At 63.9% G+C, this 21,137-nt stretch carries 20 protein-coding genes; 9 read left to right on the forward strand and 11 right to left on the reverse strand.

The window, feature by feature from the left end:
• Window positions 1-46: 46 nt before the first annotated feature.
• From rseP to rpsB, 8 genes are all read right to left on the reverse strand, one after another.
• The gene (rseP, locus tag KZO25_RS07625) at window positions 47-1,405 is read right to left on the reverse strand and encodes a sigma E protease regulator RseP (protein WP_223136493.1); all 1,359 of its coding nucleotides are present in this window, start codon (window positions 1,403-1,405) and stop codon (window positions 47-49) included.
• Window positions 1,406-1,454: 49 nt separating this feature from the next.
• Complete coding sequence (gene ispC, locus KZO25_RS07630; protein ID WP_223136494.1) at window positions 1,455-2,630, reverse strand: 1-deoxy-D-xylulose-5-phosphate reductoisomerase; 1,176 nt, start codon at window positions 2,628-2,630, stop codon at window positions 1,455-1,457.
• Window positions 2,631-3,431: a phosphatidate cytidylyltransferase gene (locus KZO25_RS07635; protein ID WP_223136495.1), complete on the reverse strand. Its 801-nt coding sequence runs from the start codon at window positions 3,429-3,431 to the stop codon at window positions 2,631-2,633. It abuts the gene before it with no gap.
• Window positions 3,424-4,200 (reverse strand): polyprenyl diphosphate synthase, encoded by a 777-nt coding sequence (uppS, locus tag KZO25_RS07640; protein ID WP_223136496.1) that lies wholly within the window; start codon window positions 4,198-4,200, stop codon window positions 3,424-3,426. The genes KZO25_RS07635 and uppS overlap by 8 nt, the downstream gene beginning before the upstream one ends.
• A gap of 66 nt (window positions 4,201-4,266) precedes the next feature.
• The gene (gene frr / locus KZO25_RS07645; RefSeq protein WP_066450984.1) at window positions 4,267-4,824 is read right to left on the reverse strand and encodes a ribosome recycling factor; all 558 of its coding nucleotides are present in this window, start codon (window positions 4,822-4,824) and stop codon (window positions 4,267-4,269) included.
• Between the two features lie 4 nt (window positions 4,825-4,828).
• Window positions 4,829-5,605 (reverse strand): UMP kinase, encoded by a 777-nt coding sequence (pyrH, locus tag KZO25_RS07650; protein WP_235588878.1) that lies wholly within the window; start codon window positions 5,603-5,605, stop codon window positions 4,829-4,831.
• A gap of 116 nt (window positions 5,606-5,721) precedes the next feature.
• Window positions 5,722-6,591, reverse strand: coding sequence for a translation elongation factor Ts (tsf, locus tag KZO25_RS07655; RefSeq protein ID WP_223136497.1), 870 nt, complete (start codon window positions 6,589-6,591; stop codon window positions 5,722-5,724).
• Window positions 6,592-6,765: 174 nt separating this feature from the next.
• A complete protein-coding gene (gene rpsB / locus KZO25_RS07660; protein WP_066450987.1) occupies window positions 6,766-7,512 on the reverse strand; it encodes a 30S ribosomal protein S2 in 747 nt (248 codons plus the stop codon).
• 313 nt (window positions 7,513-7,825) lie between these two features.
• On the opposite strand from rpsB, the gene map reads away from it, so the two are divergent.
• The 7 genes from map to KZO25_RS07695 all read left to right on the forward strand — a co-directional run bounded on the left by map (window position 7,826) and on the right by KZO25_RS07695 (window position 15,641).
• Window positions 7,826-8,617: a type I methionyl aminopeptidase gene (gene map / locus KZO25_RS07665; RefSeq protein WP_223136498.1), complete on the forward strand. Its 792-nt coding sequence runs from the start codon at window positions 7,826-7,828 to the stop codon at window positions 8,615-8,617.
• Between the two features lie 11 nt (window positions 8,618-8,628).
• Window positions 8,629-11,310: a [protein-PII] uridylyltransferase gene (locus KZO25_RS07670; protein WP_223136499.1), complete on the forward strand. Its 2,682-nt coding sequence runs from the start codon at window positions 8,629-8,631 to the stop codon at window positions 11,308-11,310.
• Between the two features lie 154 nt (window positions 11,311-11,464).
• Window positions 11,465-12,691 carry a succinyldiaminopimelate transaminase gene (gene dapC / locus KZO25_RS07675; protein ID WP_223136556.1) on the forward strand — a complete coding sequence of 409 codons (1,227 nt, stop codon included), beginning with the start codon at window positions 11,465-11,467 and terminating at the stop codon, window positions 12,689-12,691.
• Window positions 12,691-13,035, forward strand: coding sequence for a Spx/MgsR family RNA polymerase-binding regulatory protein (locus KZO25_RS07680; protein WP_066450995.1), 345 nt, complete (start codon window positions 12,691-12,693; stop codon window positions 13,033-13,035). The genes dapC and KZO25_RS07680 overlap by 1 nt, the downstream gene beginning before the upstream one ends.
• A 32-nt stretch (window positions 13,036-13,067) precedes the next feature.
• Window positions 13,068-14,093, forward strand: a complete 1,026-nt coding sequence (dapD, locus tag KZO25_RS07685; RefSeq protein WP_223136500.1) for a 2,3,4,5-tetrahydropyridine-2,6-dicarboxylate N-succinyltransferase — start codon at window positions 13,068-13,070, stop codon at window positions 14,091-14,093.
• Window positions 14,080-15,246 (forward strand): succinyl-diaminopimelate desuccinylase, encoded by a 1,167-nt coding sequence (gene dapE, locus KZO25_RS07690; RefSeq protein WP_223136501.1) that lies wholly within the window; start codon window positions 14,080-14,082, stop codon window positions 15,244-15,246. The genes dapD and dapE overlap by 14 nt, the downstream gene beginning before the upstream one ends.
• An 8-nt stretch (window positions 15,247-15,254) precedes the next feature.
• A complete protein-coding gene (locus KZO25_RS07695; protein WP_223136502.1) occupies window positions 15,255-15,641 on the forward strand; it encodes a hypothetical protein in 387 nt (128 codons plus the stop codon).
• Between the two features lie 123 nt (window positions 15,642-15,764).
• Here the strand turns inward: KZO25_RS07695 and KZO25_RS20155 are convergent, their stop codons facing one another.
• Window positions 15,765-16,229, reverse strand: coding sequence for a cold-shock protein (locus KZO25_RS20155; protein WP_223136503.1), 465 nt, complete (start codon window positions 16,227-16,229; stop codon window positions 15,765-15,767).
• A 118-nt stretch (window positions 16,230-16,347) separates the two neighbouring features.
• On the opposite strand from KZO25_RS20155, the gene KZO25_RS07705 reads away from it, so the two are divergent.
• The gene (locus KZO25_RS07705; RefSeq protein WP_201025331.1) at window positions 16,348-16,626 is read left to right on the forward strand and encodes a SlyX family protein; all 279 of its coding nucleotides are present in this window, start codon (window positions 16,348-16,350) and stop codon (window positions 16,624-16,626) included.
• Window positions 16,627-16,834: 208 nt separating this feature from the next.
• Here KZO25_RS07705 and trxB read toward each other — a convergent pair whose 3' ends face one another.
• Window positions 16,835-17,785 carry a thioredoxin-disulfide reductase gene (trxB, locus tag KZO25_RS07710; RefSeq protein ID WP_066451015.1) on the reverse strand — a complete coding sequence of 317 codons (951 nt, stop codon included), beginning with the start codon at window positions 17,783-17,785 and terminating at the stop codon, window positions 16,835-16,837.
• Between the two features lie 147 nt (window positions 17,786-17,932).
• The gene (locus KZO25_RS07715; RefSeq protein ID WP_066451018.1) at window positions 17,933-18,142 is read right to left on the reverse strand and encodes a CPXCG motif-containing cysteine-rich protein; all 210 of its coding nucleotides are present in this window, start codon (window positions 18,140-18,142) and stop codon (window positions 17,933-17,935) included.
• 175 nt (window positions 18,143-18,317) lie between these two features.
• Here KZO25_RS07715 and acnA point away from each other — a divergent pair, with 175 nt between their 5' ends.
• Window positions 18,318-21,068, forward strand: coding sequence for an aconitate hydratase AcnA (gene acnA, locus KZO25_RS07720; protein WP_223136504.1), 2,751 nt, complete (start codon window positions 18,318-18,320; stop codon window positions 21,066-21,068).
• Window positions 21,069-21,137: the final 69 nt, after the last annotated feature.

Here is a 21,137-nt window from a genome sequence, read left to right on the forward strand (position 1 = left end):
CGGCTCCACCTCTCCCTGTGCCCCCGGCTGGGGGTCGTGTCGCTCGCTACCAGAGACGCATCAGATCGAAATAGAGCGCCATCAACATCAGCGTGGCTATCAGCGCCAAACCAATACGCAGTCCCATCGCCTGGGTCCGCTCGGAAACCGGCCGGCCGCGGACCGCTTCCACGAAATAATAAAGCAGGTGGCCACCGTCGAGCACCGGAATTGGCAGCAGATTGAGCACCGCCAGGCTAATCGACAGGTAAGCCAGGAAGCTGATAAAGCTTTCCAATCCGGTGCGAGCCGTATCACCCGCCACCTGGGCGATGGTAATGGGGCCGGACAGGTTCGAAGGTGAGATCAGCCCCACCAGCATCTTGCGGATAGCGCCCAGGGTCAAGAGCGTCATGTCACTGGTACGCCCCACCGCCTGACCCAGGGCCTCCACAGGACCATAGCGAATTTCACGCCGATACTCTTCCGGCCACTCCACGCTCTCGACGCCGGCGCCAACGTAGCCGATGGAAACGCCGGTTTCCAGCTCTCGTTCGCCGGGCACCATTGTCAGGCTCAGCTGCTCGCCATTGCGTGCCACATCAAGGGCCAGGCTCTCGCCAGGACTCGTGCGCACGATATTGACGAAATCCATCCAGTCATCGACCGGCGTGCCGTTCACCGCCAGGACTTCATCGCCGGCCTGAAGCCCGGCCTGGGAGGCAGCCTCGCCGTCGATGACTTGGCCCAGCCTGGCCGGAAATGGCGGTTGCCAGGGGGTAATACCCAGGGTGGCAAGGGGCTGGGGAGGATCCTGGCGAACCAGATAGTTTTCCACCGGCAGACGAAACTCGCGGGCTTCTTCGCGGGCATCGCCACGCGCCTGGAACGACAGTTCGCCGCTGGCGCCGATACGGGCGATCAGACGGAGATTGATGTCGTCCCAGGAGCGTACCGCATCGCCCTCCACCGCGACGATCTCCTGACCGCTGCGCAGACCGCTACGTTCGGCCGGTGAGTCGACGGCCACATCGCCGACCACCGGTGCCACCGTGGTGGTGCCGGCGACGAAAAGGGCCCAGTAGGCAACGATGGCGAGCAGAAAGTTGGCCAGCGGACCGGCCGCCACGATGGCAATGCGCTGCCACACCGTCTTGCGGTTGAACGCTTCATGCAACTGCTCGTCGGGCACCGGCGCCTCGCGTTCATCGAGCATCTTGACATAGCCGCCGAGCGGGATGGCGGCAATGGCAAACTCGGTACCGTTGCGGTCGACCCGGGACCAGATGGGCTTGCCGAAGCCCACCGAGAAACGCAGCACCTTGACGCCGCAGCGCCGCGCCACCCAGTAATGCCCGTACTCGTGGAAAGTAATCAGCAGGCCCAGCACCACGATGACGGCCAGCACATTCTGGATCAGGCCCAAGTCAGCCTCCTTCTAGGTAACATGATGACAGTCGCCACCGGTGATTGGCTCAACGACGCTGCAGCCAGTCGCTGGCCATGTGGCGAGCCCGCGCGTTGGCCTCCAGGATGGCCTCCAGGTCGGCGGCCGGCGCCACAGGCAGCGCCTCCAGCGTCCTTTCAACCACCTCGGCAATGCCGCCAAAACCCAACCGTCCGGCAAGAAAGGCATCGACTGCGATCTCGTTGGCTGCATTGAGTACCGCAGGCGCCGTCCCTCCTGCCTCCATGGCTTCCCGGGCAAGACGCAGGCAGGGAAAGGCCGCTTCGTCAGGCGCCTCGAAGTCCAGCCGTGCGACCTGGAACAGGTCGAGGGCTTCGACCCCGGCATCGATGCGCTCCGGCCAGGCCAGTCCGTAGGCGATGGGGGTGCGCATGTCGGGGTTACCCAGTTGCGCCAGCACCGACCCGTCGCTGTAGGCGGCCATGGAGTGGATCACGCTTTGGGGATGCACCACCACCTTTACCTGATCCGGGCGCGCGTCGAACAGCCAGCAGGCCTCGATCAGCTCCAGTCCCTTGTTCATCAGGGTGGCGCTATCAACGGAAATCTTGCGCCCCATGGACCAGTTGGGATGGGCGCAGGCCTGCTCCGGCGTCACCGTCGCCAGCGCCTGCGGCGACCACCCCCGGAAGGGCCCGCCGGAAGCGGTCAGCAGCAGCTGGGTGACGCCGTGCTTCGCCAGACCACCACGATGCTCGTGAGGTAGACACTGGTAGATGGCATTATGTTCGGAATCGATGGGCAGAAGCAGGGCGCCACTCCGAGCCACCGCGTCCATGAACAGGGCGCCGGACATCACCAGCGCCTCCTTGTTGGCCAGCAATACCCGCTTGGCGGCCCGAACCGCCGCCAGCGTCGGCAGCAGTCCGGCGGCACCGACGATGGCTGCCATTACCACGTCCACCTCGTCCGCCTCGACCACCTCGACCAGCGCCTCGGCGCCGCTGCGCACCTCCGTACTCAGTCCGCTTTCGGCAAGTTCACGGCGCAGCCAGGCGGCGTCCTCCTCCCTGTCCAGCACCGCCACCCTCGGCCGGTGGCACCGGCACTGTGCCAGCAGGGCTTCGCGGGAGCGATGGGCCGTGAGGGCGTAAACCTCATAGCGCTCGGGATGACGGGCGACCACATCCAGCGTGCTGGTACCGATCGAACCGGTCGCGCCGAGTACCGTGATAGCCAACACCTACAGAACCCCGAGAGAGAGCAACGCAAACAGCGGTACGGCCGCCGTCAGGCTGTCGATGCGGTCGAGGACACCGCCATGACCGGGCAGGAGGTTGCTCGAGTCCTTGATGCCCCGGTAGCGCTTGAGCATGCTCTCCACCAGGTCACCCAGCACCGACACCAGGGTCACCACGGCGGTAGCGAGCACCAGCGCCACGCCCCCGCCCATACCCAGGCCCTGCCAGGCAGCGAATATCAGCGCCAGCAGGAAGGTGACGGCAAGCCCACCAAACACCCCCTCCCAGGACTTGCCTGGGCTGACCCGGGGGGCCAGCTTGCGCCGCCCCCAGGCGCGGCCGGCGAAGTAGGCACCGATGTCGGCCCCCCAGACCAGCAACAGCACGAAGAGCAGCCACACGGCGCCGGCGTCGCGCAAGATATTGAAGCCGACCCATGCTGGCAACAATACCAATACGCCCATGCACAGCCGCCGCAACGTCGACTGCCACTGCTCCCCCTTGGCGGGGTAATGCATCACCCAGTAGAGGTTCGCCAGCCACCCGGCCAGCGCCAGCCAAAGCGGCCAGACGGCCAGCATGGCACCTGTCGCCCAGAACAGCAGCATGAGCACGGCCAGGCCAGCAACGAGGGCCAGGCGCTGGCTCTGCTCCGCTACCCCGGCAAGATTGGTCCACTCCCAGGCCGCCAGCAATACGATGGCGGCAGTAAAGGCGGCAAAGGCACCCCCCTGCAGACCGAAAAGGCCTGCCAGCATCAGCGGCGCCAGCCAGGCCGCAGTGATAATTCGCTGTCTAAGCACCTTGGGCCTCGATCTGCTCGTCGGTCATGCCGAAACGGCGCTGCCGTCGGCGAAAGTCGTCGATGGCCAGGTCAAGTGCCGCACCATCGAAGTCGGGCCACAGCAGTGGCGTGAAATAGAGTTCGGCATAGGCCATCTGCCACAGCAGAAAATTGGAGATGCGCTGCTCACCGCTGGTGCGTATGCAGAGATCTACCGGCGCCTCCTGAGCCAGGCAGAGCTCGTCCTGAACGCTCTTCTCGGAAATGGCCGCAGGATCAATCCCACCCACGGCCGCACGCTCGGCAAGACGCCGGGCGGCCCTGGTGATGTCCCAGTGTCCGCCGTAGTTGGCGGCGACCACCAGATGCATGCGGCTGTTGTCCCGAGTCATCTCCTCCGCCCTGACAATGTACTTCTGAATCGACGCTGAGAAGGCAGAGCGGTCGCCGATCACCGATAGCCGGATACCGTTGGCGTGGAGCTTTTTCACTTCACGCTTCAGGGCGATCAGGAACAGCTCCATCAGGGCACGCACTTCGGCTTCCGGGCGGCGCCAGTTCTCGCTGGAGAAGGCAAACAGGGTCAGTGTTTCCACGCCACGCTCGGCCGCACGACGGATCACCGCACGCACGGCCTCGACGCCGGCATGATGGCCTCGCACGCCGGAGAGCCCCCTTGCTCGCGCCCAGCGATTGTTGCCATCCATGATAATCGCCACATGTCGCGGCACGTCTCCACCCGGTGCGTTCGGCGGCACCTGGGATCCTGGGGTCTGCGCTGACGTCATGATGTCTCGCAATGGAATGGGCGGGGCCAGGCGGAAGTCCCTTGAGGGGCTTCCGCCTGACGCTCCTCAGACCTGCATCAGGTCATGTTCCTTTGTTTCCAGCAGCTTGTCGATCTCGGCAATGTACTTGTCGGTCAGCTTCTGAATCGCCTCTTCACCCCGATGCTGCTCGTCCTCGGAGATCTCCTTCTCCTTGAGCAGGGACTTGAAGTCGCCATTGGCATCGCGACGCACATTGCGAACCGCTACGCGGGCATGCTCGGCCTCGGCACGCGCCTGTTTGATGTAGCCCTTGCGGGTCTCCTCGGTAAGCATCGGCATGGGCACGCGAATCACGGTGCCGGCGCTCGCCGGGTTCAAGCCCAGGTCGGAAGTCATGATCGCCTTCTCGATCTTGGCCACCATACCCTGCTCCCACGGCACGATACTGAGCGTGCGGGCGTCTTCCACGTTGACTGAGGCCACCTGGCTCAGCGGCACCTGGCTACCGTAGTAGTCCACCGTCACCGCGTCGAGAATGCTGGAGTGAGCACGCCCGGTACGGATCTTGTTGAAGTTGCTGTGAAGGGCCTCGAGGCTCTTCTTCATTCGGCTTTCAGCATCTTTCTTGATGTCATCGATCACAGTGTCAACCTCTGTCTATCAGCGTGCCTTCCTTGCCGCCCATCACCAGATTCAGCAGGGCGCCCGGCTTGTTCATGTTGAATACGCGAACCGGCATGTCATGGTCCCGCACCAGGCAGATGGCGGTCAAATCCATGATGCCGAGCTTCTGGTCCAGCGCATCGTCATAGCTCAGCATGTCGTACTTGATCGCATCGGCGTGTTTCACCGGGTCCTTGTCATAGACCCCATCCACCTTGGTGGCCTTGACCACCACGTCGGCATCGATCTCGATGCCGCGCAAACAGGCCGCCGAATCAGTGGTAAAGAACGGATTGCCGGTTCCGGCGGAAAACAATACCACGTCTCCGGACGTCAGGTAGCGAATGGCGGTTCGTCGGTCGTAATGCTCCACCACCCCGCTCATGGGAATGGCGGACATGACCCGCGAGCGGATATTGGAACGCTCCAGGGCGTCGCGCATGGCCAGCGCATTCATCACCGTGGCCAGCATGCCCATGTGGTCACCGGTGACGCGATCCATGCCGGCCTCGTTGAGTGCGGCACCGCGGAACAGATTCCCCCCACCGACCACGATACCCACCTGTACGCCGATGCCGACCAGCTGTCCGATCTCCAGTGCCATGCGATCGAGCACCTTGGGGTCGATCCCGAATTCGTGCTCGCCCATCAGGGCTTCACCGGAGAGCTTGAGCAGGATGCGCTTGTACTTGGATTTTTCACTGCGGGATTTTTCGGAGCGGGGCAGGGCGGAACTATCGACCTGTTCGGTTGTAGGCATGGCAACTCTCCTGGGCGCAAGGGGATGAAGCGTTTCTACTACGGCCGACGCGCCGGCCGGATACGAGAAGGCGTGCGCTTCCGCGCACGCCGTTCTTCGAACTGGAACCTCTGACCTTAGCTGCGGCCAGCCTGTTCCATGACTTCCTTGGCAAAATCGACCTCTTCCTTCTCGATGCCCTCACCCACCTCGAAGCGGATGAAACCGAGAACCTCACCACCCGCGGCCTTGACGAACTCGGCAACGGACTGGTTCGGATCCTTGACGAAGGGCTGCTCGGTCAGGCTGTTCTCGGCCAGGTACTTCTTCAGGCGGCCTTCGACCATCTTCTCGGCGATCTGCTCAGGCTTGCCGGCCATGTCGGGCTGGGCCAGGATGATCGCCTTTTCCTTGTCGAGCTCTTCCTGGGGCATGTCCTCGGGGCGTGCCACGGACGGATTGATCGCCGCCACGTGCATGGCGACGTCCTTGGCCACCTCGCTGTTGCCACCCTTGAGCTCGGTCAGCACGCCGATGCGGCCACCGTGGACGTATTCGCCAACCAGCCCGCCTTCGGCTGCCTCGACGACGGCGCAGCGACGAACGCTGATGTTCTCGCCGATCTTCTGCACCAGCTGCTCGCGAACGGTCTCGAGCTCGCCGCTCATCACCGCTGCCACGTCTTCGCTCTTGGCGGAGAAGAAGGCGCCGGCGATCTTGTCGGCAAAGGCCTTGAAGTTGTCGTCACGAGCGACGAAGTCGGTCTCGGAGTTGATCTCCACCACCACGCCGTAGCTTCCGTCTTCGGCGACACGGGTCACCACGGCGCCTTCGGCGGCAGTGCGGCCAGCCTTTTTGGCGGCCTTGAGACCGGAACTCTTGCGGAGGTTCTCGATGGCGACCTCGATGTCACCATCGGCCTCGGTGAGAGCCTTCTTGCACTCCATCATGCCGAGCCCGGTACGCTCGCGCAGTTCCTTGACCTGGGAGGCGCTGATCGCTGCCATGGTATTCACCTCTTGATAGTTGAACCCTGGATCGGTTCGACCTGGAAATAAGTGCGCCGGACCCTTGCGGGGCCCGGTGGATTCCCACCCCGGCGATGCCGGGGCGGAAGAGCGGGCCGGGGTTGAAACAGACCCGACGCGACCGGACAGGCACGCTGCCCGGTTGGCTCGCCGTTACTCGGCAGCGGCAGTCGCGTCGCCGCCTTCACTCTCGGTGACCTCGACGAACTCGTCGGGACGGCCTTCCTTCGCACGTGCGCAAGCGTCAGCGATCGCCTTGACGTAGATCTGGATGGCGCGGATGGAGTCATCGTTGCCCGGGATCACGTAGTCGACGCCGTCCGGATCGGAGTTGGTGTCTACCACACCGATGACCGGGATACCCAGCTTGTTCGCTTCGTTGATGGCGATGCGCTCGTGATCGACATCGATGACGAACAGGGCATCGGGCAGGCCGCCCATTTCCTTGATACCGCCGATGGAGCGCTCGAGCTTGTCCTGCTCGCGGGTCGCCATCAGGACCTCTTTCTTGGTCAGCTTCTCGAAGGTGCCATCCTCGCGCATGGTCTCGAGGTCGCGCAGGCGCTTGATCGACTGACGAATGGTCTTGTAGTTCGTCAGCATGCCGCCGAGCCAGCGGTGGTTGACGAACGGATGGCCGACGCGGTTGGCCTCTTCCTTGATGATCTTGCTGGCGCTGCGCTTGGTTCCAACGAACAGGATCTTGTTGTTGGACGCGGCCATCTTCTCGACCACGTCGATCACCTCATTGAGGGCCGGCAGAGTGTGCTCGAGGTTGATGATGTGGATCTTGTTACGGGCGCCGAAGATGAACTTGCTCATCTTCGGGTTCCAGTAACGGGTCTGGTGACCGAAGTGAGCGCCTGCCTTCAGCAGATCGCGCATATTGACGTGTGCCATGATGACTCCTGAAAATCGGGTTAGGCCTCCACGCACCCCATGGATCCGACTACCGAGGCGGCGCCGCGGCAGCACCCGGGACCATGTGCCGGTGCGTGTGTGTTTTTCAAGGCTATATTGTCGAAACGCGGTATGCGCCTCGTTGTCACGCTCTCACTGCTGTCGACGCTCAGCCGAGCCACGGCCTTGAGCGAGGGTCGACGATTGCAGGATAGCGCGCGGCTTTATACCATAGTTCGCCGACGAGATGAAGTCGCCCGCCGCGTACACCCGCTATTTGCCGGGCGCGACAACCCCTCAGAACCGAGACCCCATGAACATTCCCATCAAGACGCCCGACGAGATCGAGATGATGCGCGAGGCCGGCCGTCAGGCCGCCAGCGTGCTGGAGATGATCGCACCGCATGTGAAGGCCGGAGTCACCACCGGCGAGCTGGACCGCCTGTGCCACGATTACATCGTCAACGATCTGGGCTCCACGCCGGCACCGCTCAACTACCACGGCTTTCCCAAGTCGATCTGCACCTCGATCAATCATGTGGTTTGCCATGGCATCCCGGATGGCGACAAGAAGCTGAAGAAGGGCGACATCATGAACATCGATGTCACCGTGAAGACCGCCGACGGCTACCACGGCGACTCCAGCGTGATGTTCATCATCGGCGAGAGCATTCAGGGCGAGCGCCTGTGCCGCGTCACCCAGGAGTGCCTCTACCACAGCATCGCCCTGGTCCGCCCCGGCGTGCGCCTCTCCGCGCTGGCCCGCGCCATTCAGCAGCACGCCGAGGCCAACGGCTACTCGGTGGTACGCGACTTCTGCGGCCATGGCATCGGCGCCACCTTCCATGAAGACCCCCAGGTGCTGCATTATGACGGCTATGCGCCCGAGGCCGACGCCGTGCTGGAAGCCGGCATGTGCTTCACCATCGAACCGATGATCAATGTCGGCGGGCACCAGACCAAGGTGCTGCGCGATGGCTGGACCGCCGTGACCCGGGACAAGAGCCTGTCCGCCCAGTGGGAGCACACGCTGCTGGTCACCGAAACCGGCGTCGAGGTACTCACTGCCCGCGGCGAAGAAGATCTCGCCTTCCTCGACCACTGAGTCGCTCGCCCATGCTCCTGCACCACTATCGTTATGCGCCGGATGAGTCGCTATTCGACGCCGAGGCATTTCGCAGTGAACTGACCGGCAACCGGTCGCCCATCGCCCCTTTCAAGGCGGCCCTCGGCGACATCCAGGCTCGGCTGGACAAGCGCTTCCACGCCGGCGCCGACATCCGCGACCTGGTGCATGGCCGTGCCTGGTGTCTCGACCGCCTTCTCGCCATCGCCTGGTCCCTGCAGCCATGGCCGGATGATGGCGTGGCGCTGCTCGCCGTGGGCGGCTACGGCCGAGGCGAGCTGCACCCGCACTCCGATGTCGACCTGATGCTACTGCTCGAGCACGATGACGACCTGCCCTATCGGGAGCCGCTGACCGCCTTCATCACCTTCCTGTGGGACATCGGCCTGGAGATCGGACACAGCGTGCGCTCGCTCTCCGACTGCGAGCGCGAGGCTGCCGGCGATATCACGGTGATCACCAACCTGTTGGAGTCACGCACCCTGGCCGGCCCGGAGCGGCTTCGCGACGCGATGAAAGCCCGCATCGCCGCCGACCGCATGTGGCCCGCCGACCAGTTCTTCGAGGCCAAGTGGCAGGAGCAGATCACCCGCCACCACCGCTTCAACAACTCTGAATATCACCTGGAGCCCAACATCAAGAGTTCGCCGGGCGGGCTGCGGGACATTCAGATGATTGGCTGGGTGGCCAAGCGCCACTTCGGCAGCCAGCGCTACGAGGATCTGGTGGCCAACGGCTTCATGAATGACGCCGAGCTGCGCATTCTGAGCCAGGGCCAGGCCTTCCTGTGGCAGGTGCGATACGCGCTGCACATGCTGACCGATCGCGCCGAGGACCGTCTGCAGTTCGATCATCAGCGCACCATCGCCGAGCTGTTCGGCTTCCGCGATACCCCCGAGCGGCTGGCCGTCGAGCAGTTCATGAAACGCTATTACCGCCACGTCACAGCGCTGGCGGGCCTCAACGACATGCTGCTGCAGCATTTCGACGAGGCGATCCTGCGCAGCGGTGAGCGCCTGGAACCGGTACCCCTCAACGAGCGTTTCGAGATCGCAGGCGGGTATATTCAGGCCCGCAGCCGGGCGGTCTTCCGTGAACACCCCTCGGCCCTTCTCGAGCTCTTCCTGCTGATGGCGGAACACCCCGAGATCGAGGGGGTACGCGCCGACACCATTCGCTTGATCCGCGACCACCGTCATCAGATCGACGACCTGTACCGCGACGACCCCCACCACCAGCATCTGTTCATGTCGCTGCTCGGCTCCGGCGGCAACGTGGCGCGGCAGCTGAGGCGCATGAATCGCTACGGCGTCCTGGGCAAGTACCTGCCGGAGTTCGGCCAGGCCGTGGGGCTGATGCAGCACGACCTGTTTCACATCTATACCGTCGATGCGCATACCCTGCGCCTGCTGAAGTTCATTCAGCGCTTTCGCGAACCCGATGCCCACGACGAATTCCCCGTGGCGGCCACCCTGGTCCATCAACTGCCAAAGCTCGAACTGCTGTGGATCGCCGGGTTATATCATGACATCGGCAAGGGCCGCGGCGGCGACCACTCGATTCTCGGCGCCCGCGACGTGGAGCGCTTCGCCGAGCGTCATGGCCTGAGCAGCCGCGACACACGGCTGGTCAGCTGGCTGGTGGAAAATCACCTGGTAATGTCGATGGTGGCCCAGAAACGCGATATCACCGACCCCGACGTGATCCGCGAGTTCGCCTCCCGAGTCGGCGACGAAATCCGCCTGGACTACCTCTACGTGCTGACGGTAGCCGATATCAACGCCACCAATCCGACGCTATGGAATGGCTGGCGCGCCTCGCTGCTGCGCCAGCTCCACGCCGAGACCAAGCGTGCCCTGCGCCGCGGCCTGGACAATCCCCTGGATCGCGAGGACTGGGTCGGCGAGACCCGGGGCGAGGCACGCTCACTGCTGGCCACGGTGGGGGCAGAGCTGCCGCGGGTCGACCGCCTCTGGGAGTCCCTCGGCGAGGACTATTTCCTCCAGTACGCGCCCAGCGAGATCGCCTGGCAGACCATGGGCATTCTTGCCCACGGCGACTCACAGCTGCCGCTGATCCTGATCAGCGCCCCTACCGATGACATGTCCGACGGCGGGACCAAGGTGTTCATTCACACCCGCTCGGTGGACGACCTGTTCGCCGCCACCGCCGCCGCCATGGAACAGCTGGGGCTCTCCATCCACGACGCCCGCATCGCCACTTCGAGCAATGACTGGACGCTCAACACCTTCATCGTTCTCGACAGCCGAGGCGAGTCGATACGTGATGCCGAGCGTATCGAGGCAATCCGCCGCCACCTGGTGGAGGAGCTGGACGATCCGGAAGACTATCCCCAGATCGTTACCCGCCACACGCCGCGCCAGCTGCGTCACTTTCATGTCGCCACAAAAGTGCGGATCGAACAGGACCCGGCCAATGACCGCACGCTGCTGGAGCTCACCGCCCCGGACCGCCCAGGCCTGCTGGCCCGGGTGGGGCGTATCTTCATGGAGCAGGACATCGCCCTTTCGGCGGCCAAGATCGCCACCCTGGGTGAGCGGGTTGAAGATGTTTTCTTCATCACCGACAAGGGTGGGATGCCACTGACCGACCCCGAGCGTCAGCAGCGCCTGCGTGAGCGCCTGATTGAGGTGCTGGACGTTTCCGGCTAGCAGCCTGGCGGACTTAACACGGATCTGCTGCTGCTCGCGGGTTTGAGGCAAGCCGGGGCCTTCCCTATAATCGGCGTTCTGCCCGCACGCCCGTAGCGCCGTGCCCTGCATGACAACGCAAATACGACGCCGGCCCACGGCGCCCTGGACACCGATGAATCCCGATCTCGACGCTCTAAAGCCCTACCCCTTCGAGCGGCTTGCCAAGCTCAAGGCTGGCGTGACGCCCCCAACGGGCCTCACCCACATCCCGCTGACCATCGGCGAGCCGCAGCATGCCCCCTTCGCCGGGGCATTGAAGACCCTCTACGAACACCAGCTCGATTTCGCCCGCTACCCGGCCACGGCCGGCGTTGCCGAACTGCGCGGCGCCATCGCCGGCTGGGCGAGCCGGCGCTTCGGCCTCGAGGGGCTCGATCCCGAGCACCAGGTGCTGCCGGTCAACGGCACCCGGGAGGCGATCTTCGCCTTTGTCCAGGCCGCACTGGATCGCTCGCGCCCGGCCCGAGTCGCGGTACCGAATCCCTTCTACCAGATCTACGAGGGCGCCACCCTGCTTGCCGGTGGCCGGCCGCTCTACCTGGACTGTCGGGCCGAGAACGGCTTTCGCCCCGACTTCGACGCCGTGCCCGCCGAGACCTGGCGCGAGGTACAGATCGTCTTCCTCTGTTCGCCGGGTAACCCCACCGGCGCGGTGACGCCGCTGGATGATTTCAAGACACTCATTGCCCTGGCAGATCAGCACGACTTCATCATCGCCTCAGACGAGTGCTACTCGGAGCTCTACCTGGACGAGAGCGCGCCACCACCGGGGCTGCTCGAGGCCTGCGCCGCCCTGGGACGACACGACTACCGTCGCTGCCTGGTGTTCCACTCGCTATCAAAGCGCTCCAACCTGCCGGGGCTGCGCTCCGGCTTCGTCGCCGGCGACGCCGAGCTGATCGCCCCTTTCAAGCGCTACCGCACCTACCATGGCTGCGCCATGTCACTGCCGCTGCAGTACGCATCGATCACCGCATGGAACGACGAAACCCATGTGCGTGCCAACCGAGACGCCTATCGCGGAAAGTTCGCTGCCGTCACCGAGATACTCGCACCGGTCATGGAATTCCCGGTCCCCGAGGCGAGTTTCTACCTTTGGCCCGCGGTGCCGGGGGGCGACGACGAGGCCTTTACCCGGGCGCTGTTCGCCGAGGCGCATGTCAGCGTGCTGCCAGGTTCCTATATGGGTCGCCCAGCTACCCGCGAGGGGATGGGCTGCGAGGAGGCCGATGGCGACAACCCCGGCGCGGGACGCATACGCCTGGCCCTGGTGGCTGAAATCGAGCCAACAGTAGAAGCGGCGCAACGCATTCGCCGCTTCATTGAAAGGAGGGCATGATGTTTACCCTTTTCGTGATCAAGAACTGCGATACCTGCCGCAAGGCGCGCAAGGCCCTGGATGAGAAGGGCCTGCCCTATCAGGTTCACGACCTGCGCGAGGATGGCCTGTCGGCGGCATTGCTCGAACATATCCTCGCGCGTGTACCGGTGATGGAAGCGCTCAATCGGCGCAGCACCACCTGGCGCAACCTTCCCGAAGAGGAAAAGAAGGAGGTCGACGCCAACAAGGCCCGCTCGCTGATCATGACCAATCCCACCCTGCTCAAGCGTCCGATGCTCGATACCGGTGACTCTATCATCGTCGGCTATCACGACGGCGACTATGACGCCCTGAAGGGCTGACGACTCCCCCTTACCTTCCACGAGGACACCCCATGCTGAGCTTTGCTTTCGGAATCGGCACCCAGAACACCCAGGGCGATTGGCTGGAAGTCTACTATCCCGCTCCCCTGCTCAATCCTGACGAAAGCCTGATCGACGCCGTCGGCAAGGTACTCGACGTCCCCGCCGGCAACGCCACGGTCAGCTTCCTGCCCGAGCACTGCGCCGCGCTGGGAGAGGCCCTCAAGGCCGCCGGCCATACCGCCCAGGCAGAGCTGGTCGACGCCTTTGCCGCCAGCCAGCGGCCGCTGGTCGCCATGTTCCTGGAGAGCGACCTGCCGCCACAGAGCGCACCCGAGGTCTATCTCAAGCTGCATCTGCTGTCGCATCGCCTGTCCAAGCCTCACCAGCTCGATCTGACCGGCATGTTCGGCCTGCTGCGCAACATCGCCTGGAGCAGCGAAGGCCCCATCGACATCGAGGAGCTGCCCGCCCGTCGCCTCAAGGCCCGGCTTGAGGGGCGCTCACTCTCGGTGGACTGTGTCGACAAGTTTCCCAAGATGACCGACTACGTGGTACCCAGCGGCGTGCGTATTGCCGACACGGCCCGGGTAAGACTGGGTGCCTATCTGGGCGAAGGCACCACCGTGATGCACGAGGGCTTCGTCAACTTCAACGCCGGCACCGAGGGCCCAGGCATGATCGAGGGTCGCATTTCCGCCGGCGTCACGGTCGGCAAGGGGTCCGATCTGGGCGGCGGCTGCTCCACCATGGGAACCCTCTCCGGCGGTGGCAACATCGTCATCAAGGTGGGCGAGGGCTGCCTGATCGGCGCCAATGCGGGGATTGGTATTCCGCTCGGCGACCGCTGCACCGTCGAGGCCGGGCTCTACATCACTGCCGGTGCCAAGGTCACCCTGCTCGACGACCAGAACCAGGAGGTCAAGACCGTGGCCGCCCGCGACCTTGCCGGTCATGACGACCTGCTGCTGCGCCGAAATTCGCAGAACGGTCGCATCGAGTGCCTGACCAACAAGAGTGCCATCGCACTCAACGAGGCGCTGCATGCCCACAACTGAGTCCCTCTCTCCGACACTGGCGCTCGCCATCGAGCTGATCAGTCGCCCGTCGGTGACCCCCGACGACCTTGGCTGCCAGGCGCTGATGATCGAGCGGCTCGAGCGTATCGGCTTCCATATCGAGCGGCTGCCGTTCGGTGACGTGGAGAATTTCTGGGCGACACGTGGCCATCACGGCCCGGTGCTGGCCTTCGCCGGCCATACCGACGTCGTACCCAGCGGCCCACATGTACACTGGGAATATCCCCCCTTCGAGCCCTGCATCGATGACCAGGGGATGCTTCGAGGGCGGGGGGCCGCCGACATGAAAGGCAGCCTGGCGGCGATGATCACCGCTGTCGAGCGGTTCGTCGCGGCCCATCCCGACCACCACGGCAAGATCGGCTTCCTGATCACCTCCGATGAAGAGGGACCTGCGGTGGATGGCACCCGCGCCGTGGTCGAGCACCTGCGCGAGGCCAACGAACGGCTCGACTATTGCGTGGTGGGCGAACCCTCCTCGACGGATTTTCTCGGCGATGTGATCAAGAACGGCCGGCGCGGCTCGCTGGGCGGCGTGCTGCATGTCAAAGGGAAACAGGGCCACGTGGCCTATCCGCACCTGGCGCAAAATCCCATTCACCAGGCCATGCCGGCACTGGACGCACTCGTCCGCGAGCACTGGGATGCGGGGAACGACTTCTTTCCCGCCACCAGTTTCCAGATTTCCAATATCCGCGCGGGCACCGGCGCCACCAATGTGATACCCGGAGACGTGGAAGTGGTCTTCAACTTCCGCTTCTCCACTGAAGTGACCCATGAGCAGTTGCGTGAACGCACCGCTGCCATACTTGGCGACTTTGGCATCGAGTACCATATTGACTGGACGCTCAATGGCGAGCCCTTCCTGACGCCGGAGGGGGAGCTGGTAGACGCCGCCGTGCATGGCGTCGAGGCAGTACTCGGCCGCACGCCAAGGCTCTCGACCTCCGGCGGCACATCGGACGGACGCTTCATCGCCACCCTGGGCAGCCAGGTAGTGGAACTGGGGCCGCAAAACGCCACCATTCACCAGGCCAACGAGCAGGTCCGAGCCGCCGACCTGGACGATCTGAGCCGGATCTACGAAGCGATCCTGGCCAAGCTCTTCGTCAACGGCACCGCCAAGCCCTGAGGGTTCGCATGACTGACTACCCGGATATCGAGATCTACCTGGCCAAGGCTCCACTGGAAGCACTGAATGCCTGGCTCGGCGAGCGCCTCGACTGCGCTCCACTGAGCGCAGCAGGGCGCAGGAAGTGGCAGACCCGTGGCCGCCATGACGGACATGGCGTGCCGGTATTGCTGGTGGAAAACGCCGCCGACGGCTACGCCAGCCTGTGGTTCGATAGTGCCCATACGCCCTGGCCGCGCGACTGCGACTGCGCCCGGGAAGCCGCCGCCCGCCTCGGCTGCGAGGTGCGCTGCTCGCTTGGCAGCTGGCAGCCCGGCGACGACCCCGACCGCTTCTGGCGCGTGCTACCCGACGGCAGCGAAGCGGTCATCGAATGGCCCGATCCCGGCCAGTGACCCAAACGACATCGCCCCGCCTGTTCCGTAACAGGCGGGGCGATGAGGAAAAAGCGGATACGATTAACCTGTAAGAAGCTACCGAGCGGCACCACAAACCTCGCGAAAGCCGCTTTTCTCCGCCTAAGTAATCACGGTGACGTCGTCGGCCTGAAGCCCCCTCTCATTCTCGATCACGTAGTAACGTACCTTCTGTCCCTCGGCCAGGGTCCGGTGTCCGCGGCCGCGGATGGCGCGGAAATGGACGAAGACGTCCTCCCCGCTGTCACGCTTGATGAAGCCATACCCCTTGTTGACATTGAACCATTTGACCTCGCCGATCTCGCGATCGTCGTTCTCGACATCGGCGATGGCGGCAAGCTGCGGGCTCACGTCATGCACGAAAAGCGTGGCAGCCAGCAGCAGCAGGAAAACGGCTACCAAGGTGGCAAGATAAACCACTGTGACGCCGCCGACTTCCAGGGTGGCAAAAAGCTGGCGCGACGTATCGCCGCCGGTGAAGTAGATGAACAGGGCAATCAGCAGCGGCGCCGGAGCGGCCAGCAGCAGACTGACGAGAGTGCAACGAAACATAACCTTGCGATTCATGGATCCGTAATGCTCACTTGTTGTGGTGAAATGTTATTGGTGAAATCTTGTTGGTGAAACGACAGGTTCTCAGACGACGATACGACATATGGCCACATCGCCGGACGAAGGTGTCACGATGAACAGAGACACACAGCGCAACGATTCTAGCATGAGCCCCGATGAGACGTCCGCCTGGCTGTTATCGCGCCTGGAGGCACTGGAAAGCCGCATCGCTCACCAGGAGCACTGGCTGGATACGCTGGATGAAGCCGTGGCGGCCCAGGAGAAGCGCCTGATGCAGCTGGAAAGGATCAACAGCGTGATGCAGCAGAAGCTGCGCGACCAGCAGCAGGCGCTGCAGGAGGTCGATATGGCGGCACCGTCCCCACAGGACGAGGTGCCGCCGCATTACTAGCGCCGCGAAAAAGAGTAGCGTCGACACCCTGCAAGCGGCGCCGGGGAAAGGCCGAAGAGGAGGTCTTTTTCCAAGGATGGAAAAAGTAGCGCCCAGGGAAGGGTTTACAGCGCCTCCTCAAAGGCCTTTCGCCGGACAAGCCGCGGGCTGATACCACAAAGCCTATCCTTGGCTCTTTTTTACGGCAACACGTATTCACCTCGTGTCGTTACAGTTCGTCCAGATAACGCTCCGCATCCAGTGCCGCCATGCAACCGGTACCGGCAGAGGTGACCGCCTGCCGGTAGACGTGATCCATCACGTCCCCGGCGGCAAACACGCCCGGCACGCTGGTGGCCGTGGCGTTGCCCGCCAGACCCGACTGCACCTTGATGTAGCCGCCGGCCATGTCCAGCTGTCCCTCGAAGATGCCCGTATTGGGGCTATGGCCGATGGCAATGAACAGGCCCGGCGCGGCGATCTCCTTGGTGCTGCCGTCCTGGGTGGACTTGATCCGCACCCCGGTGACGCCGGTATTGTCACCCAGCACCTCCTCCAGCACGTGATTCCACTCGAGTACCACGTTGCCGTTCTCGGCCTTCTCGCGCAGCTTGTCCTGCAGGATCTTCTCGGCGCGCAGGGTGTCGCGGCGATGCACCAGGGTCACCTTGGAAGCGATATTGGACAGATAGAGCGCCTCCTCCACGGCGGTGTTGCCACCACCCACCACCACGACCTCCTGATTGCGATAGAAGAAGCCGTCGCAGGTGGCGCAGGCCGAGACCCCCTGCCCCATGAACTTCTGCTCGGACTCCAGCCCCAGGTAGCGGGCGCTGGCACCGGTGGCGATGATCAGCGCGTCACAGGTATAGGCGCCGTTGTCACCCTTGAGGGTAAAGGGGCGCTCGCGCAGCTCGACCTCATGGATGTGATCGAACAGCACCTCGGTATCGAAACGCTCGGCGTGGCGCTTCATGCGTTCCATGAGCTCGGGGCCCTGTACCCCGGCGTCGTCGCCGGGCCAGTTGTCGACGTCGGTAGTGGTCGTCAACTGGCCGCCGGCCTGGATCCCGGTGATCAGCACCGGCTTGAGGTTGGCACGGGCCGCATAGACCGCAGCGGTATAGCCGGCCGGGCCGGATCCGAGAATGATCAGGCGTTCGTGACGCGCTTCGCTCATGGAGAACCTCGTGACTCGCTGGATAGATGAGTATCGGTTGCCGGCCCTGTTCTTGCGGCATGGCAACCGCCAGCGCCGGACCCCCGAAAGCAAAGAGAGCCATTGTAGCAGCCCAACCCCCCGGGCGGCGCATCCCGCACCGACCCGCTAAAGGACCTCGTCGTCACGCCCCACCAGGACGTCCTCCAGTTCCCCATCGTAGGGTGAGACGATAATGCGCAGTTGGATGGGTGCGCAGCAGTAGGGGCAGTCCTCCCAGGTCTCGTGACTCCCCTGAGAAGCATCCACCAGCAGCTCGAAGGGCATGTTGCAGTAGGGGCAGTGTATCGGCCGCGTATCGAGGCGCTCTTCATTCATAACCAGGTCTCCCTGAGCGCCAGCTCCTCCTTCCGGCGGAACGTCGGCGCCACACAACGAACTTTCGTTCAGCATAGAAAGCCTGGGCAGCGCTTGAAAGGGGAGCCTATGATGACCATGTTCTAAACACGAGTTCGAAGAAAAGGACCGTTCACTACCGTGACAGGAGGCTTACATGAGCCGTGACGAGATACCGGACACCCGGCAGACGCTGGACGCGAACGGCACCACCTATCATTTCTACAGCCTGCCGAAGGCAGCCGAGGCGCTGGGCAACATCGACCGCCTGCCGATGACACTGAAGATCCTGCTGGAGAACCAGCTGCGTTTCTCTGACGCCGACAGTGTCTCCCGCGAGGACCTCCAGGCATTGGTCGATTGGCAGCAGCAGGGCCGCTCCGACCGCGAGATCGGCTATCGTCCGGCACGGGTGCTCATGCAGGACTTCACTGGCGTGCCCGGGGTCGTGGACCTGGCCTCCATGCGGGCGGCGGTGGAAGCGCTCGGCGAAGATCCCGCCCGCATCAATCCGCTGTCGCCGGTGGACCTGGTCATCGATCACTCGGTCATGGTCGACAAGTTCGGCAATCCCAGCGCGTTCAAGGACAACGTCGCCATCGAGATGGAGCGCAACCGCGAGCGCTATGAATTCCTGCGCTGGGGCCAGGACGCCTTCGATAACTTTCGCGTCGTGCCGCCCGGTACCGGTATCTGCCACCAGGTCAACCTGGAATACCTGGGCAAGACGGTGTGGACCAAGGAGGAAGACGGCAAGATCTTTGCCTACCCCGATACCCTGGTGGGCACCGACTCCCACACCACCATGATCAATGGCCTGGGCGTGCTCGGCTGGGGCGTCGGCGGCATCGAAGCCGAAGCAGCCATGCTTGGGCAGCCGGTGTCGATGCTGATTCCCGAGGTGGTCGGCTTCAAGCTCACCGGCAAGCTCAAGGAGGGCATCACCGCCACCGACCTGGTGCTGACCGTCACCCAGATGCTGCGCAACCGTGGCGTGGTGGGCAAGTTCGTCGAATTCTATGGCGACGGCCTGGCCGACCTGCCGCTGGCCGACCGTGCCACCATCGCCAACATGGCACCGGAATACGGGGCCACCTGCGGCTTCTTCCCGGTGGACGAGGAGACCCTCAGCTACCTGCGACTGACCGGCCGCGACGACGATGTGATCGCACTGGTCGAGGCCTACTGCAAGACGCAGGGCCTCTGGCGCGAACCCGGCCACGAGCCGATCTTCAGCGACACCCTGCATCTGGACATGAGCGAGGTCGAAGCCAGCCTGGCCGGCCCCAAGCGTCCTCAGGACCGGGTCGCGCTCAAGGACATGAAAGCCACCTTCGAGAAACTGATGGAGGAGGGGGACCAGGGCAAGCAGCCCCACAGCGAAGAGAAGGGCAAGCTCTTCTCCGAGGGCGGCCAGACTGCCGTGGGCGTCCACGACAGCTACGAGCACCACGACAGCCAGCATGTCGAGTACGACGGCGAATCCTTCAAGCTCAATCCCGGCGCCGTGGTGATTGCCGCCATCACCTCCTGCACCAACACCTCGAACCCCAGTGTGATGATGGCCGCCGGCCTGCTGGCCCGTAACGCATTGGCCCGCGGGCTCAAGACCAAGCCCTGGGTCAAGACCTCCCTGGCGCCCGGCTCCAAGGTGGTCACCGAGTACCTGGAGGCCGGCGGGGTCAGCGATGACCTCGATGCGTTGGGCTTCAACCTGGTCGGCTACGGCTGCACCACCTGCATTGGCAACTCCGGCCCGCTGCCGCCGCCCATCGAGAAGGCGGTCGAGGATGGCGACATTACCGTGGCCTCGGTGCTCTCGGGCAACCGCAACTTCGAGGGTCGCATCCACCCGCTGGTCAAGACCAACTGGCTCGCCTCCCCACCGCTGGTAGTGGCCTACGCCCTGGCCGGTAACGTCCGCCTCGACCTCTCCAGCGAGCCGCTGGGCGAGGACAAGGACGGCAAGCCGGTCTACCTGAAGGACATCTGGCCGTCACAGGCTGACATCGCCAACGCCGTCGAGCAGGTCAAGACCTCGATGTTTCGCAGTGAATATGCCGAGGTGTTCGAGGGCGACGCGACCTGGAAGGCGCTCAAGGTGCCCCAGAGCAAGGTCTACGAGTGGTCGGAGGGCTCCACCTATATCCAGCACCCGCCCTTCTTCGAGGGTATGGGGCGCCACCCCAACCCCATCGAAGACGTCAAGGACGCCAACATCCTGGCTATCCTGGGCGATTCGGTGACCACCGACCACATCTCGCCGGCCGGTTCGATCAAGCCGGACAGCCCGGCGGGGCGCTACCTGCAGGAGCGGGGAATCAAGCCGGTGGACTTCAACTCCTACGGCTCACGTCGCGGCAACCACGAGGTGATGATGCGCGGCACCTTCGCCAACGTGCGCATCCAGAACGAGATGCTCGACGGCGTGGTCGGTGGCGAGACCCGCCATGTGCCGACGGGCAAGCAGATGGCCATCTACGACGCGGCCATGAAGTACCAGGAGAAAGAAACACCGTTGGTAGTGGTGGCCGGCAAGGAGTACGGCACCGGCTCCTCCCGTGACTGGGCGGCCAAGGGCACCCGGCTGCTCGGCGTGCGTGCGGTGATTGCCGAGTCCTACGAACGCATCCACCGCTCCAACCTGATCGGCATGGGGGTGGTGCCGCTGCAGTTCCCGGAAGGCGAGGACCGCAAGACCCTGGGGCTGACCGGCGATGAGACGATCTCCATCGAAGGCCTGGACGCCCTCACCCCGGGAGGCAAGGTGAAGGTCACGGTGAAAGGTGACAAGGGCGAGAAGAAACTCGAGGCCCTGTGCCGTATCGACACCGCCAACGAGCTCGAGTACTACCGTCACGGCGGCATCCTGCACTACGTGCTGAGGAAAATGATCGGGACGGCCTGAATCACATCCCTGGATAGACCTGACCTCGCCGGTTTCCGCCGAGGTCAGGTCAGAGTACAAGGACGCCCT

It is taken from the genome of Halomonas sp. ANAO-440 (assembly GCF_019915905.1).
Lineage (GTDB): Bacteria > Pseudomonadota > Gammaproteobacteria > Pseudomonadales > Halomonadaceae > Halomonas > Halomonas chromatireducens.